General features: G+C 45.0%; 12 protein-coding genes. 5 read left to right on the forward strand and 7 right to left on the reverse strand.

Annotated elements, in window-relative coordinates; all coding sequences use genetic code 11:
• Nucleotides 1-189 precede the first annotated feature (189 nt).
• The 3 genes from serS to FN815_RS15735 all read left to right on the forward strand — a co-directional run bounded on the left by serS (nt 190) and on the right by FN815_RS15735 (nt 4,543).
• The gene (gene serS, locus FN815_RS15725; RefSeq protein WP_142455614.1) at nt 190-1,458 is read left to right on the forward strand and encodes a serine--tRNA ligase; all 1,269 of its coding nucleotides are present in this window, start codon (nt 190-192) and stop codon (nt 1,456-1,458) included.
• A gap of 194 nt (nt 1,459-1,652) precedes the next feature.
• Nucleotides 1,653-2,408 carry a hypothetical protein gene (locus FN815_RS15730; protein ID WP_142455615.1) on the forward strand — a complete coding sequence of 252 codons (756 nt, stop codon included), beginning with the start codon at nt 1,653-1,655 and terminating at the stop codon, nt 2,406-2,408.
• A gap of 101 nt (nt 2,409-2,509) precedes the next feature.
• Entirely contained in the window at nt 2,510-4,543 is a 2,034-nt protein-coding gene (locus FN815_RS15735; protein ID WP_142455616.1) for a S9 family peptidase, read from the forward strand.
• Nucleotides 4,544-4,631: 88 nt separating this feature from the next.
• Here the strand turns inward: FN815_RS15735 and FN815_RS15740 are convergent, their stop codons facing one another.
• The 4 genes from FN815_RS15740 to dusB all read right to left on the reverse strand — a co-directional run bounded on the left by FN815_RS15740 (nt 4,632) and on the right by dusB (nt 6,677).
• Nucleotides 4,632-4,979: a type II toxin-antitoxin system PemK/MazF family toxin gene (locus FN815_RS15740; protein ID WP_142455617.1), complete on the reverse strand. Its 348-nt coding sequence runs from the start codon at nt 4,977-4,979 to the stop codon at nt 4,632-4,634.
• Nucleotides 4,979-5,203: a hypothetical protein gene (locus tag FN815_RS15745; protein WP_142455618.1), complete on the reverse strand. Its 225-nt coding sequence runs from the start codon at nt 5,201-5,203 to the stop codon at nt 4,979-4,981. Before FN815_RS15745 ends, FN815_RS15740 begins: the two co-directional genes overlap by 1 nt.
• A 64-nt stretch (nt 5,204-5,267) precedes the next feature.
• The gene (locus tag FN815_RS15750; RefSeq protein WP_142455619.1) at nt 5,268-5,468 is read right to left on the reverse strand and encodes a hypothetical protein; all 201 of its coding nucleotides are present in this window, start codon (nt 5,466-5,468) and stop codon (nt 5,268-5,270) included.
• Between the two features lie 219 nt (nt 5,469-5,687).
• Nucleotides 5,688-6,677 carry a tRNA dihydrouridine synthase DusB gene (gene dusB, locus FN815_RS15755; protein WP_142455620.1) on the reverse strand — a complete coding sequence of 330 codons (990 nt, stop codon included), beginning with the start codon at nt 6,675-6,677 and terminating at the stop codon, nt 5,688-5,690.
• Between the two features lie 254 nt (nt 6,678-6,931).
• Here dusB and FN815_RS15760 point away from each other — a divergent pair, with 254 nt between their 5' ends.
• Complete coding sequence (locus FN815_RS15760) at nt 6,932-7,723, forward strand: DUF1206 domain-containing protein (protein WP_142455621.1); 792 nt, start codon at nt 6,932-6,934, stop codon at nt 7,721-7,723.
• A gap of 327 nt (nt 7,724-8,050) precedes the next feature.
• On the opposite strand, the gene FN815_RS15765 is transcribed toward FN815_RS15760, so the two are convergent.
• Entirely contained in the window at nt 8,051-9,916 is a 1,866-nt protein-coding gene (locus FN815_RS15765) for a CocE/NonD family hydrolase (protein ID WP_142455622.1), read from the reverse strand.
• A 222-nt stretch (nt 9,917-10,138) separates the two neighbouring features.
• On the opposite strand from FN815_RS15765, the gene FN815_RS15770 reads away from it, so the two are divergent.
• Nucleotides 10,139-11,320 carry a T9SS type A sorting domain-containing protein gene (locus tag FN815_RS15770; protein WP_142455623.1) on the forward strand — a complete coding sequence of 394 codons (1,182 nt, stop codon included), beginning with the start codon at nt 10,139-10,141 and terminating at the stop codon, nt 11,318-11,320.
• A 467-nt stretch (nt 11,321-11,787) separates the two neighbouring features.
• On the opposite strand, the gene FN815_RS15775 is transcribed toward FN815_RS15770, so the two are convergent.
• Nucleotides 11,788-12,519 carry an acyl-[acyl-carrier-protein] thioesterase gene (locus FN815_RS15775; RefSeq protein WP_142455624.1) on the reverse strand — a complete coding sequence of 244 codons (732 nt, stop codon included), beginning with the start codon at nt 12,517-12,519 and terminating at the stop codon, nt 11,788-11,790.
• 739 nt (nt 12,520-13,258) lie between these two features.
• On the reverse strand, nt 13,259-16,603 hold the full coding sequence (locus FN815_RS15780) for an efflux RND transporter permease subunit (protein ID WP_142455625.1): 3,345 nt from the start codon (nt 16,601-16,603) through the stop codon (nt 13,259-13,261).
• Nucleotides 16,604-16,605 lie beyond the last annotated feature (2 nt).

Consider the following 16,605-nt stretch of genomic DNA (forward strand, 5'->3'; position numbering starts at 1 on the left):
TTAATAATAACCTTAATTATTTAGGTAATCAATAGTATAAGCGCTTCCAATCACATTTTAATAAAACTTTTACAGGCATTGAGTTTAATATATTTAGTGGTAACAAAATATTTTGCCAAAAAGGTGCTACAAATACACGAATTACCTCTTATCTTTGGGGCCTAATCGCAAACGTAAGAAACAGTTCACATGCTTGACATTAATTTCATTAAAGAAAACCCTGCACAGGTAGAAAAAGCGATCCGGGATAAGGGGGAAGAAGATATTTCCATTGTTCAAAAGCTACTGTCAGTGGATGAAGAATGGAGAACCAAGGTTCATAAAGGTGATACCCTTCGCAGCGAGAGCAATACCAAGTCAAGCAAAATTGGTGAGTTGATGGGCAAGGGCGAGAAAGAGAAAGCCCAGGAAATCATCAAAGAGACTTCTGCGATGAAAGAAGAGATCAAAAAAATTGATGAAGAAGTAAAAGCCCTGCAGGAAGAACGCGAGAAACTTCAGCTACGCATTCCAAACGTGCCACACCCAAGCGTGCCTGTGGGTGCTACCGAAGAAGACAACGAAGTTTTCAAAACCTGGGGTGAGCCGGATCAGAACGAATGGCGGAAGCCACATTGGGATCTCACTGAGCGCCATGGCTGGATTGATTTTGAGCGTGGAGTGAAGGTGACCGGAGCTGGATTTCCTTTTTATGTGGGAGCCGGAGCCCAGTTGCAGCGCGCGCTGATTAACTATTTTATCAACACCGCCGTGGATAACGGCTACACGGAGTTACAGGCGCCATATTTTGTGAATGAAGATTCAGCCCGGGGCACAGGACAAATTCCCGACAAGGAAGACATGATGTATGTTATTCCCCGCGATGGCTTTTTCACAATTCCCACGGCCGAGGTTCCTGTAACTAACTTTCACCGGGACGAAATCCTGGAAAAAGGAGAGCTGCCCATACGCTATGTATGTCATACACCATGCTGGAGACGGGAGGCTGGTTCTTATGGCAAAGATGTTCGCGGATTGAATCGCCTGCACCAATTTGATAAAGTAGAGCTGGTGAAAATCGTTAAGCCGGAAGATTCTTATGATGAGCTTGAAAGTTTGCGTGAGCATGCCGAAGGATTGCTGGAAGCATTGGAGCTGCCTTACCGAACATTGTTGATGTGTACGGGCGATATGGGCTTCACCCAAAGCAAAAAATACGATTTAGAAGTTTGGAGCCCCGGTCAGCAGCGATGGCTGGAAGTGAGTTCCTGCTCCAATTTTGAAGGATTCCAGGCACGTCGTATGCAACTGCGTTATCGCAAAGAAGAAAAACAGATTGAAATTCTGCACACGCTTAATGGATCCGGCTTGGCGCTGCCACGCATTGTATCTGCTATTCTAGAAGCCTACCAGGAGGAAAATGGCAAGGTTAGAGTCCCCGAAGTGCTGAAGCCATTTATTGGCCGTGATTATTTGTAGGATTTAGGTGATTGGGTGATATAGTGATTGGTGGATAAGGCATTTTAGCTTTTCCACTTTCAAGGCTATAGATTTTGTCTTCCACCATGGTATCGACATATCAAATCGCTAAGCCAATCTTCAGTTCTTTGAGGGTCTATATTGCTTAAATGACCGGGCTTTGCTAAAATCCTTTTGAAGAAAATGGAGAGATTATGGGAAAGTCAAGAATCACGGTCATAGCATTATTGCTTGTTATTTTTAGCTTGGGGTGTACTGCCGATGTATATCTGTCTAACTCACACAACATTCCCTTGTTAGAAGAAAAGGGCGATTTAGTGGTAAATGGAGGGCTGAACTATATGGGGGTTGAAAATAACCCTGGTTTGGGCTTCAATGCGGCCTATGCCATTACGGATAATTTGGGTGTAGGAGCCGGGGGGTTATTTCTGAACTATTCTCATTTAGATGAAACGCATGATATACCTATTGAAGATGTACAAGAGTATAAATACGGTGAGTTATCAGTTATTTATTACCTAAAACCTAAAAGCTTTTGGAGAGCTGAATTACTGGGTACTGCCGGTATAGGTAAGGGGAAAGCAGTAGAAGAATTTGCTTTTATATGGGATAAGGTTGCCACCCGTCATGAGGCTGAGGATAGATTTTACAAACTTGCACTACAGTCAAATGTAGGAATTGGAACCGAATATTTTAATATGGGTTTAGCTCCAAGCCTCGCTTATGTTGATTTTTATGATTATTCAACGAATCAAATTTCTTTTCCATCTGAGAATACTTCCGCTTTTTTCCTTGAACATTCCTTCTTTGTACGTTTTGGAGTAGATCCGATTAAGTTAGATTTTCAGGTGAGTAATTCTAAACCACTTAGGAAAACAAAGTTTTATTACGATACGGGGATCACTAAGCTCGGCCTCAATATCAAACTGGATCAGCTTTTCGGCTTTTGACAGAATTTGTCCCATCACTTCTTTTAACATCCTATACATTTGATTTAATAGTGCTGATAGTATATTTAGGTCTGTCTGTTTAACTAATCCTGATATACCTCATGCAAAAAACGTTACTCACTCTTTTAGCACTCATCGTATCCTTTTCTGCCGTAGCTCAAAAACGAGCTATGACTACCGACGATTACATCAACATGGTAAACCTGCGTTCTTCCTACCTGTCACCGGACGGGGAGTTTGTGATTTTCGGGAAGTCGAAAGTGGATTGGGATGAAAACGAATACAACACCAAATATTACTACATCCCGGCTGATAGCGGCGATAGCTACCAGTACCTGGGCGAGGAGGGAGGCAGCGACATCAAGTTCTCTCCCGATGGGAAATACATCTCCCTGAAACGCCGGGCTGATAAAAAATCCCAGATCTTTCTGCTGCCCACACAGGGAGGGGAAGCCGTTCAGCTCACCGAACACAAAAGCAGTGTGGGAAGCTATGAATGGGGCGCAGATAGCAAAACCATTTATTTTGAATCGGATGTTCCAAAATCATCCGAAGAAAAGAAAAAATATGAGGCCGGTTACGACCACTTTTTTATGGATGAGCCACCTCATGGCCAATCTGAAGGCGAGTGGAATCACCTTTGGAAATTTGATATCGACAGTAAAGAAGAAACCAAGCTAACACATGGTGAGTTAATTATTGGAAGTTTCACCGTCTCGCCAGATCAAAAACGATTGCTCTATACAGCCAAATTTCAAAACCGGAGAAACCTGGGTAATAAATCTGAGATTTATCTGCTGCAGATTGGCGATTCCACGGTCACACAACTTACCGATAATGATGCCCCTGAAGGAAGCCTGACCTGGTTGCCTGATAACAAGCATTTTGTATATAGTGCTCCTGATGATGAAGAGTGGGAACTTCGCCAAGATAAACTCTGGAAAATGAATGTAGATTCTAAGGAATATGAAATGATTTCCGGGAATTATAATGGAGATATGCGTGGGTATTACGTATCTCCAAACGGGAAAAAAATCTATTTCCAGGGAACTGAAAAAACCAATACGAACCTATATTCTTTGAATGTTGACAATGGCCGGGTGCAGCGACTATCGGATGTTACCGGCACGTTTAATGTGATGGATTTTGACAAGAAAAGAGAGACCGTGTTGTTCTCTAAAGAAGATATTGTAACCCCGGCTGACTTATATGTAGCTGATTTAGGAGATCTTGAAAATCCAACCCGTCTCACCGATTTAAATCCCTTTGTGCGAGACAGCCTGCAGTTGGCCGATTACGAAGTAGTAAGCTGGGAAAGCTACGATGGTCTCGAAATTGAAGGCATCAAATATACTCCGGCTGAAGTAGAGAATGATGGCTCTGCTCCATTCCTGCTGCACATCCACGGTGGACCGGCGGGTGTGTTTACCAATTCATTCTCGGCACGTTACCATGTGTGGGCAGGTCTGGGTTATGTACAGCTGGCGCCAAATGTAAGAGGAAGTACGGCTTATGGCGATGAATTCCTTCAAGGCAATATGGAAGATATTGGCGATGGCGACTACAACGACCTCATGAGTGGCGTGGATATGATGATTGAAAACGAAGAAGTGGATTCCGATAAAATGGCTGTTCGGGGATGGAGTTACGGAGGTATTTTAGGTGGAACCGTGATCACCAAGACTGATCGTTTCAAAGCTGCGTCTTTAGGGGCTATGGTATCCGATTGGTCTTCTGAATATGGGCTGGGTTTCAATTACGATGTGCGTCTTTGGTACATCGGGGGAACTCCCTGGAACAATCCGGAAGATTACCGCCACCGTTCACCTGCAACCCACGCAGCTGATGTAACTACGCCAACCTTGTTTCTACATGGGCTCAACGATCGTGTGGATACACCCGCACAAAGCCAGATTTTCTTCACCTACCTGAAAGACATTGGTAAAGTGGATACGCGCTACATAAAATTTAAGCGTGAAGGCCACGGCTTCCGGGAACCCCGCAACCAGCGCACCCGTGATATCGAAGAGATAAAATGGATTCAAAAGTACACGCTTGGCTTAGATTGGGAAGCTTGGGAGCGAGCTGAGAAAAAAGACAAGAAAAGTGATGAAGAATCTGAAAAGGATAGCTAACAGAGATTCTCAACGTTATTTGTAGTAGTAGAGTAGGGCGGGCCGTGTGTCCGCCCTTTTTTATTTTTGAATATCCGGGGCAAATAAATTAAATATCCAGCAGGATGGCTAAATTATTGAGCACTTTCTCTTTACTACTTTCTGACAAAGAACCAATCCTTTTTATCAAGCGCTGATTATCAATAGCGCGGATTTGGTCCATCATAATGTCGCAATCTTCATTTAAACCATTGTCTCCGGCAATCAATCCTACTCTCAAAATTTTGGATTGCGGCTGAACGTTTGTTGTTAATGGACAGATTATAGTAGAAGGGTGCCCGCTTTCATTCAGTAAATCAGTTTGAAGAACCACAACAGGTCTTCGTTTACCTGCTTCAGTACCCATTCTTGGATTAAGATCAGCAATCCAGATATCAAACTGATGTATCCTTTCCATCAGTCCTCAATGGTTTCAAATTCTTTTAGTACGGTGAGAGATTCTTCTTTAACTAATTTAGATTCATTTTTTAGCTGCTGCTTTAAATCTTCTCTTTTCTGCTTACTATTGTAGGCTCTGATGGCCTCAGAGATATATTTATTTCTGGAAGTGTTCTTTTGTGATAAGATCTTCTCTGTCTCTACAAGTGTTTTTTCGTCTATTTGAAAAGAAATGGTCTTCATGATCCTGTCTTATTTTCAACTAATGTAATTTCAAATTGTGACAGATTCAAAGAAATCATGAGCGCTAGTTCCTTTTAGCCAGCCATACCACTCCCCAAATCAATCCAACCAAAGCCAAAGCCAGACCAAAACCTCCGAGGAAAGCATACAGCAGGTAGGGAATGATGATACTTACAACAATGCCGGTGATGGCTTTAAGAGGGGCAGCAGCTACAGCGGATGCACCAAGAAATGAATTAATTAATCGGGCCAGACGTGAAAACATAAGAATCAGTTTTTATTAAAGTCTTTGCGCGATTACGAGTGCTTGGAGTAAAAGATTCAAATGCGAGTGATATGGTGATATAGTGATATGGTGATTTAGTGAGAGGGTGATTTTGCCTGCACAAATAAACCAAATCTGCACAACTTAGGTGACGGATACTAAAATTAGGATATACGTTACTGGAAAAACACTATATCACTAAATCACCATATCACTAAATTAAGCCACCGCATGAATCTCAGTCTCGTCAAAGTTGTAGAGCAGCTCCAGAATAGGATCCATTTCGTCGTGTTCCATCAATTGCATGCGTAGTTTTTTTCCGTTGCGTACGCCCTTCAGGTATTGGCCGTAATGCTTTTTCATGATGATGACGCCGTAGCGTTCACCATGCTGTTTTACAGAAAGCTGAAGTTGTTCCGCGCACAATTCAACCCGCTGTTTCACCGTAGGCTCGGGTAACAATTCACCGGTTTCCAGGTAGTGTTTGGTTTGCTCAAAAATCCAGGGATTGCCGATGGCGCCCCGGCCAATCATCACACCATCTACACCGGTTTCTTCAAACATCTTTTTAGCCAGTTCGGGGGAAGTCACATCGCCGTTGCCGATAATGGGAATTTCGAGTCCGGGCGTATTTTTGAGTTTCTTCAGCCAGTCCCAGCGGGCATCGCCTTTATACTTTTGGGCGCGGGTGCGGGCATGAACGGTAAGCGCCTTCACACCAAGCTTTTGTAGCATTAGTGCCACTTCCTGGATTTTGATAGTATTATCATCCCAGCCCAGGCGGGTTTTTACGGTCACCGGACGGTCTTTAACCGCATCCACCACGGTACCCGCCATACGCTCCATCATCGCTAAATCTTTGAGGCATCCGGCCCCGGCGCCTTTTTTTACAATCTTATAGACCGGGCAGCCAAAATTGATATCTACCAAATCGGGATTCTGATCTACGGCTACCTTGGCGGCCCCTTCCATGGCTTCCTCGCGTCCGCCAAAAATTTGCACGCCAAAGGGACGTTCCATCTCCTCAAAATCCATTTTTTGCATGGCGATATCGGAATCCCGGATGATAGCTTCCGAGCTGATAAATTCAGTGAATACAATATCTGCCCCTTTTCTTCTACAGATTTGGCGGAAAGGGGAGTCTGTGACATCCTCCATTGGGGCTAAGAATAAAGGCTGCTCCGGTAATTCGATGGAACCGATGTTCATGTTGGGCTAAAGTCTCTTTGATGTTGCTAATTTGAAAACAAAGATACAGCTTTTCGAGAGGATTTTTAAAAGTGGTTATTGAACGAGTTGTTAAGGGGTGAATGGTGATCAAATTTTAGATCTTATAAGGTTATATCTCCAAAACTCTGGAAGCTTTTACCTAGCCATTTACATTTCACAAAAAGATCGAATCTTTCCTATGTAAATCCTCTAAATCTGCGTTTATTTGGGTGAAATAAATAGTAGAGATTAATATGAAAACCTTAGTGGCTTTTATTGCCCGCACCGGATATATCACCAAGGGCATTGTGTATTTTTTTGTAGGATTGTTTGCCGTTCAAGCCGCTATAGGGGTATCTGCAGCTGCTTCAGGCACCAAGCAAACGATTCAGGAATTTATCTATCGTCCTTTTGGGGATATTATTCTATATGTATGTATGGCTGGACTTTTCGCTCATGCTGTCTGGCGTATCCTGCAAGCTATAAAAGATCCCGAAGAAAGAGGCAGTGGGGCCGGGGTAATGTTTTTCAGGTTGATCGATTTCTTAACGGGATGCCTCTACATTTCTTTGTCTTATGCCTGCTGGCAAATTTTGCAAGGGCTGCAAACGCAGAGTAGTGACAAAAATACGGAGGTATGGGTGGGCAAAATTCTGGTGTTGCCTTTTGGGAAGTGGTTGGTGCTATTTTGTGCACTGGTGATTGTAGTGGCAGGCTTATACCAGTTTTATTCTGCGGCTATTGCGAGCTTTGATTACAGTTTCGAAGACACCAAAATGTCCGAAAAGGAAAAAAAGATGCTACGGACCCTGGGGCAAATAGGTATCAGTGCGTGGGGCGTGGTGTATTGTATGGTCGGATTTCTTTTTTACCAGGCAGCCATGCAGTTTGATGCCGATGAAGCCGGTGGGTTGTCCGATGCTTTGAATGCACTCCAAGAGCAACCCTTTGGCGTATGGATTTTAGGAGCTACTGCAGGGGGCTTACTAATCTATGGTATTTATTTGCTCATCTTATCCTATTACCACAAAATTTATGGGCGATAGAGCAGTGATGAATAATGGGCGTTCGGGTTAGTATCTCAAATTTTATCGAAATTGCTCCGGCCTTCAGACCGGTGAAAGCGTATCCCTTTTGTAAAGAACCCGAATTTTGATGGTATTAAAGTCCATACGTTGGTTGAGGGTCGGCAGCAAGAAAAGCAAAGGCGAAATCGTGCAAAAAGAAGTTTTAAAGTCATCCCTGCGAAGGCAGGGATCTAAATGCTGATATCAAGCGAACTATTGATTTCTAATAACAATAAGATTCCGGGCTTACGCTGCGGAATGACTGCAAAACATATTCTATCTAATTTTACCTCGAACTGACGCTAATTATTGCTCCAAAACCTTCACTTCTATGGAAGAGGGATGATCTTTTTCATGATAAACCCGCTGGGTGGCATTGATAAAATCAGCTTCAGAGGCTTCAAAAATGTTGGGGACGTATTTTTGGGGATTCAGATCAATTAAAGGAAACCAGGTGCTTTGAATTTGAACCTGGATTTTATGGCCCTTTTTGAAAGTGTGGAGCACATCCTGTAACGGCAAATCTACATACGTGATTTCTCCGGGCACGAAAGGTTCAGGCTCTTCATAGCTGTTGCGGAAACGTCCGCGAATCACTTCACTGCGCACCATTTGGTGATAGTTGTCCAGCTCAACGCCTTCGGGCATTTCCTCCGGCTCTTTTACGCCCTGAGGATAGACGTCTACTAATTTTACGATCCAGTCAGAGGCGGTGCCTGTTGTAGATACATACAAATTGGCCAGGATATCACCGGCGAGAGTTAAATCGTCTTTCAATACTTCTGTCTCGAAAGTAAGAACATCGGGGCGGCGGGCGGCAAAGCGCTGGTCGCTGGTCATGTAGGGACGCGGTGTAAATCGCAGCTCGGGTGTTTCAATATGCGGCACCGGCTTGGATAAATCACTCACATATTCAGAAAATGCATCGTCGTTGCCTGATGGTTTGCTCTCGTTCAGAGATCCATCCCCATGAATAAACCAAGTTTTTGCGGATGATTTTTTGGGTGGCCACTGATCAAATTTTCGCCATTCCTTCCGGCCGGTATCAAACATATACGCTTCCGGGATGTTTGCATCGCCTTCGCCTTTCAGATGAGCTTCAAAAAAGGGATACTCCATTTCCTTTTTGAAGAAATCAGATAAATCATCCCCAAAATAAATATCCCCAACTAACTGATGCTCACTGCTTCGCGCCCAGTCGCCATGACTCCAGGGACCCATAACGATAGAATTGGCAGCTTCAGGGTTTTCTTTTTCTATGGTTTGATAGGTGTGTAGCGGTCCATATAAATCCTCGGCATCAAACCAACCGCCTACCACCAGCACAGCATGATCGATGTCCCGCAGGTGAGGAAGGATATTTCGGGATTGCCAGAAATCGTCATAATTGGGGTGGTTGATGATTTCCTGCCAGAAGAAATTGTCCTCTCCATAATATTTTAAGGATTTGGAAAGCGGAGTGAGGCTATCCAAAGCAAACTGATAGAAATCCATACCGGGAACTTCAGGGAGTGAGTACCAGGAAGTATCGGTCGGTCCCTCATGTTGATAGCCGAACACATTGGTGGCAAACCAATAGCCCATCAGGTACGCGCCCTGATGATGAAAGTCATCAAAAAAGAAATCTGCAATAGGAGCTTGCGGCGAAGAAGCCACCAAAGCAGGATGCGCATTGGGGAGGACGGCCGTGGTGTAATAGCCGGGATAGGAAATACCGTACTGTCCCACTTTTCCAATATGGTTTGGGATGTTAGCCAGCAGCCATTCGATGGTGTCGTAAGTGTCAGAGCTTTCATCCGGACCTTCGGGGCCGGGAATATTGGGCGTCATGGTAGAATAACTGCCTTCCGACATCCAGCGTCCGCGCACATCCTGACAAACAAAAATATAGCCCGATTCTACCAGGTAGGGGTTAGAATGAATGGCATAGGGGAAAGCATCTTCGCCATAAGGCCGGCAACTGTAAGGAGTACGTTTTATCAGTATTGGATAGCTTTTAGAAGTGTCTTTTGGAGCATAAATGGTAGTATGCAGCTTAATGCCATCCCGCATTTCAATTTGGAGCTCCTGTTTGGTGTAATCCTCATTCGAAGGATTTTGAGCAAATGAAGGACTGGAATAAAAGGTTAGAGCAAGAAGAAAAGATAAGAGAAGTGACTTAGCATATAACATGGCGTTATTCTGTTCGTGAAGAGATTGTAGCTAAAGCAGGACACAAAATTCCTAAAATATCATAGGTAGGTACTCTTCTTTTGTGAAGAAGTTATGAGGTCATCATGAGCTGGAGAAAGACTTTTTTGGAAAAATCTGGGCAAAATGAACTTTCTTAGTGGTCTCTTACGCATCTAAAGCAAAAGAACTATCTAATCTAAATCAATAATTAATTTTTTTGCTATGGATAAATCATTTACTATTGATAAAGGAAAAACCCATTTTTTCCTGACTTTTTTTATTTGTTTGATAACAGGCTGGTTGGTACAAACCAATCCGGTAAATGCCCAGATGTATTACGTTTCGGGCGATACACTTTGGGTGCAGGAGTCAGCCGATGCCGATCCGGTTTTTATTGCTGATGGAACCACCAATCCCATATATGCGGTTGAGGCAGATGTTGACAATGGGTACCTGTACTGGTCGCAAGAAGCGTCTTTTGATACCGAGATTTACCGGACTTCATTGGATGATTTCACCAGCGAGATGCTGGTAGACGCAGGTGGCAGTGTTCGGGGTATAGCACTGGATACTGAAAATGGAAAAATCTATTGGGCCGATCTTCAAAACTCCGGCGCCATCGAAAGGGCCAATCTGGATGGTACGGAAATAGAAACCCTGGTATCCGGTGAAACCACCGAGGGAACCCTGGATATTGCCTTGGACATCGCTAATGGCAAAATGTACTGGGTAAAAACCGGCGCCGTGATGCGGGCAAATATGGACGGAAGCGAAGTGGAAACGGTTGCAGAGATGGCATCCTATATTCAACCCCAAGGCATAACACTGGATACAGGCAATGGTTTTGTTTACTGGTCGGATACCAGCAGCGATGAAATCCTCAGAGCACCAGTATCAGGCGGAGATAGCGAGACATTTGTGGATGCCGACTCGCCTTCAGCTTTAGAACTGGATGCCGATGCGCAAAAATTGTATTGGATAGAGGATTACACCTTTTCCGGTAATGGAGGAGCCATTTATCGCTCTGATCTGGATGGCAGCAATGTGGAGATAGTGATGGAACTTTCCTGGACGCGCAGTGCATTGGCTGTTTCCGGTTGGGGTTCTGCCGTTTCCGCGGAAAGAGAAACAGAAATGCCTTCTTCCGTGAAGTTATATGACAATTATCCCAATCCTTTCAACCCCTCTACAGTGATCAGTTATCAGTTACCAGTGAGCAGTGAAGTTTCCCTAAAGGTTTTTGATATGCTGGGGCGCGAAGTGGCAACGCTGGTGGATGGCAACGTGCCTGCCGGGGAGCATAATGTGCAGTTTGATGCGGCCGGACTTTCCAGCGGGATGTATTTTTACCGGCTCACAGTGGGCGATAAAATTCAAACCGGAAAAATGACGCTGCTGAAATGAGGGCATGGTTAATCCATAATATCTGGTTCAAGCATCTTGCTTGGACCCTTTTTTTGGTGAGATATTTCCCCGGGATCGCTTAAGTCTTAAGCGTGGCAAGTTTCTTTGATTGGGAATGATGTTTAACGAGCGGTGACTTAAGACCGCAAGCTGATTAGTTCTTTAATCGTCAGACCAATTCTTGCTTAGCAAAACGGCCTGCTTTATGGAGCTCTACAAATGACGCAAACGGTTGTTTCCATATCAGTGGTCGGACGAGTTTGGTCCTCTTTTTGAGTCCCTTACTTCTTCCGACGACTCCGGCTCGTCTGACAATTGAATCTTGCAAAAATGTTTTTTGGCTAAAACATTTCTCTTAGCACCTCAAAATAAAAACCTTCCCCTGTCTGAGCCTATTCGAAGTGATCAAAGCACGTATCTAAAAAACCTGACAGATCTTTACACAACACCGTAGCCTTGGCATAACACTACACCAAACACTCCGCCAGGGCCAATAACATTCCATCCTGATTTTTAAGCTGATACGTGATTTTTCCTTCTTCCGGTTTGGCGTATTCGGCATGAATGGTATCGCCGGCGGTGCTTTCCCGAACAAAAACAATATCCATGCGGTTGATGGCTTCGGCCTCTTCTTCGGGCAGGGGCTCCATCATCCACTCCACGTAGCGGGCATTGTTGACATGGCGGTTCATATCCAGGTCTGATTTCCGTACGGTGAACTCCCGGGAATCATCAAATTCATCCATGGGGTTTAGACGGTCTGTTTTTATAGGCAGCACATGCTCTTCCGTTTCTAAGCCCATCTCCAGGATTTCTTTAGGCATCCGGGTAGGGCGGCGGGTTTCCAGGTTTATCATCATCCAATAGCTTAGGCAAGCCCCTATTTGATTGCCTTCCTCATCGAGAATACGGTAGTCGCGGTAGGCACGAAGGGCATCTCCGGCCGCCGGCCAGGTTTCAATGGTGATGGTTTCCCGCCAATCCGGAAAGCGTTCAATATGGATATCCATCCGATGGAGCACCCAGGTCAGGTTTTGCTCATGTAGCTGCGTGATGTCAAAGTTGAGCTGCAGAGCGTTATTTCCGGCTACTTCTTGAAAAAGAGAACAAAGAGCAGGAAGGGTAGCTTTACCCCGTGTATCGACCTCACTGGCCCGGATTTTAAATGACTCGGAATATTTGGCGATGTGTTCTGGCATGGTGGAGGTTGGTTTGATTTGGTCGCGACAAAGTTTAGAATATCAAGTTAAAGAAGATGAATGTGTAAAATACAAATAATCAGTTGGTTCTGAATACTGTTTATGCAAAAGATGCCGACGCGTATCTAAACATTCTTATAACAGAATGAAATAACCCTGAGCCAAAACTCAAGGTAAAAATGGGGAGATAGTCAAAACCCCGAATGGGGTAAAACCTTCGATATTATGGGGTGCTTACACGCAGATCATCTATCTTAATGTATTTGGGGCAAAATATAATTGAAGGGGCTTTTGATTGAACCCCTTGCGGGGTTCCGTTCAATCGAGACCTATCGTTTCTCCAGGTGTTACCTGGAGCTATTTTCATCATATATATGATGATTTTGACGCCGTTCGGCGTTAGTTATAAGCTTATCTAAGTTTGGTGGTGTTGCTGAAATACTCACCGTGGTACAAGCGAGACGCTTGCACCAGACCGTGGAAATGTGTGAATAGATCCCGAGGTCTATTGGTGGTCATTCCCGGGCGGGCAGAAATCTTATTGTTGCGGATAAGTTAATGGCTGATGCCTGGAAAGAATTAGATTTCGGGCTTATCAAAACTACTGTTATGAATCGAACTCAGTTTTTAGCTCTATATCGGGTTTATAAAAAAGCCTCGCCAATTTCACTTGGCGAGGCTTAGGGGAATACAAGTACAACTGTAACCATGATGGGCTACATTCTTACTTAGTGGTTTACTACTTCAAACTCATTTTTTCTTTGAACCAGATTTTTGTATTCACACCGATGTAGTACATGGATGGCACCAAAAACAGCGTCAGGAAGGTGGCAAAGCCCAGGCCGTAAATAATAGTCCAGGCCAGGGGACCCCAGAAGCTGGCGTTATCGCCACCGAAATAAAGGTTAGGTTCAAAGCTGGCAAACAGCCCGTAAAAGTCAATGTTCAGGCCAATGGCCAGCGGAATCAACCCGAGGATAGTAGAAGCGGCGGTCAGCAATACGGGATTCAAACGAGTGGCGCCGCCTTCAATCACAGCTTTCTTCAAATCGGCCCCATCATTCCGCAGAATATCGATGTAGTCAATCAGGATAATTCCATTCTTCACCACAATACCGGCTACGGCAATAATGCCCATCCCGGTAAGCACCACGGAAATATCCATACCAAAGGTGGAGAAGCCGATGAATACCCCGATCAAGCTAAACAGCACCTGCGACATAATAATTAACGGTTTACCAATGGAGTTAAACTGGGCTACCAAAACCAGGAAGATTAACATGATGGCTGCAAGCAGAGCTACCATCAAGAATTGTCCGGTCTCAGCCTGTTCCTCCTGTTCACCGGTAAGGGAAACTTCATATCCCTGGGGGATTTCAAAGTCTTCCAAAGCCTGGCGAATCTGCGTGTTGATTTCGTTCGCATTATAGCCGGCCAGTACGTTGGATGAGAGCGTAGCCACTCGTTCCAGGTCAATACGGTTGATGGCCCCGTAGCTGTTTTCAAGTCGCGGAGTAGCTACGGCCGAAATCGGGATGTAGCCACCCGGGCTAGGAATTTCCATATTCATCAGGTCGGTGATGTTTGAACGATCCGGTTTCTGCAGGCGAAGTGTTACATCGTATTCATCCTCATCTACGCGATAGGTAGACACCGGTTCGCCCAACAGCGCGGTACGGATGGTGCTCCCAATTTGCACATTGCTGATGCCATAGCTATTAGCTTTCTCGTTATCGATATCCACAATGATTTCTGGGTTGCTTATCTGCAGATCTGAACGCAGCTCTTCAATTCCCTCAATCTCTTGTTCCTGGATGAAGCTTTTCACCCGCTCAGTAAGGGCAATCAGCTGCTCGAATTCATCCCCGGTAATTTCAATATTGATGGGCTTGCCGGTAGGCGGGCCGTTTTGCTCTTTCTCAACCGTAACGGTAGTGCCGGGAATATCCTGCACGTTATCGCGGATTTCATTCAGAATTTCCTGGGTTGATACCCCGTCACGATCCTGGTAATCCACAAATTCCACCGTCACTTTACTTTTGTTGGGTGATGGCGTTGGATCAATACTGTTGGGCGGGTTGGCGCCAATAGCTACATTCGAAATCACGGACTTTACAATGGGATTATCCTGCCCAATCACTCCGTACACACGCTCTTCAATTTGCTGGTTGATACGCTGGGTTTCATCCAGGTCGGTGCCGGAAGGCATCTCGTTGTACACGTACACAAAATTGGGCTCGCTTTCTGGGAAAAACACTACTTTTGGCGAAGCCACTCCCAGCATAAGGAAGCTGAAAATCAGGAATACAAACGTACCGCCAAGTACAAACCAAGGCCGTTTACCTACCAGAATCCATTGGATAGAATCGTGGTAATAGCTTTGGATTTTTGGCAGGGTAGATTCATTAAATTTGCGGATTAAAGGCTTCAACACAAAGCGCTCCAGCAGCCACAGCAGGTAAATGAACACCAGCAGATTGGCTACAAACATGCCGCCGGTCAGGTAAAAGATAACGGCCAACACCCCAACTACAGCAGAGGCAATCCACAGAAAACGGTTGTCGTGATGTTCGTCGTCTTTCATGTGATCGCCTTCTTCACTCATAAAAGAAACCGCAAATACCGGGTTCATTATAAGAGCTACCAGCAGGGAAGCCACGAGGGTCAAAATCAAGGTAATAGGCAGGTACATCATAAACTTACCGATGATACCACCCCAGAACAGTAACGGCACAAAAGGCGCAATGGTCGTTAGCGTACCCGTAATCACCGGCAGGGCAATTTCGCCAGCAGCGCGCTTAGCGGCTACAATTTTGCTTTCGTCATTTTGGGTAACATGGCGGTAAATATTCTCAACTATTACGATGGCGTTATCCACCACAATACCCAGCCCAAGAATAAGGGCAAACAGTACTACCATGTTGATGGAAAAGTCGATGGTGGGCATCACCGCAAACGCGATGAGGGAGGAGAGGGGGATAGCCAATCCAACAAATACCGCATTCTGCACGCCCATGATGAACATCAACACCAGCACCACGAAAAAGAACCCGAGGATAACCGTGTTGAACAGGTTGGATACGCTGTCTTTGGTGTCCTGCGATTGATCGCCGGTAATAGTGACTTTAAGATCATCGGGAAACTGATTTTCCTGCAAATCTTGTATGATGGCCATGCTGGCTTCAGAAGTCTCAATCAGGTTTCCGCCGCTTTTCTTTTTCACGTTTATAGTGATAACCGGCTCACCGTTGAGGCTCGCATAACTTTCCCGGTCGGCAAAACCGTCCTGGATGGTGGCGATATTTTTCAGATACACTTCGTCACCAGCGTTATTCTTGATGATGAGGTCCTGCAAATCACCGGCCTCTTCAATCTCACCGTCAACCCGAACGGAACGCTCCATAGAGCCCATATCCAGCTGTCCGGCCGATACGGTCATATTCTTACTCTGCACGGCAGTTCGGATATCATTAAAAGTAATACCTGCAGCCTGCATTTTGTGCAAGTCCACATTAATCTGGATTTCACGTTCCAGCGCACCTACAATTTCGGCTTCGTTTACATCCGAAAGGCTCTCAATCTGATCCTGGATTTCATCGGCAAACTTTTTCAGTTCTACCAAATCATAATTCCCGGAAAGGTTGATGTTCAGTATGGGCTGGTCATCCAGGTTAAAGTCATTTACTTGCGGTTCCTGGGTAAGCTGGGTTGGTAATTCAGCCCGTGCTTTTTCCACCGCGTCGTTTACTTCCTGCTGGGCAACCAGCTTGTCTTTTTCCGTGGTAAACTCAATGGTGATGATAGAGGTGGCCTGCTTCGACACACTGCTGATTTCGTCAATACCGTCAATCCCTTGCAGTTCCTGCTCAATGGGGCGGGTAATAACGTTTTCAATATCAGCCGGCGAGGCTCCCGCATAAATGGTTACCACGTTAAACACCGGGATCTCTACCTCGGGAAAAGACTCCTTGGGCAGGGTTATGTACGAATAGACACCTATAATTGTGATCAAAACCGTTAACAAATACACCGTGGTGCGGTTGTTGATCGACAGGCTCGAGATCTTAAATTCTTTGAAACTCATGT

The sequence above is a fragment of the Gracilimonas mengyeensis genome (assembly GCF_900182705.1).
Taxonomy (GTDB): Bacteria; Bacteroidota; Rhodothermia; order Balneolales; family Balneolaceae; genus Gracilimonas; species Gracilimonas mengyeensis.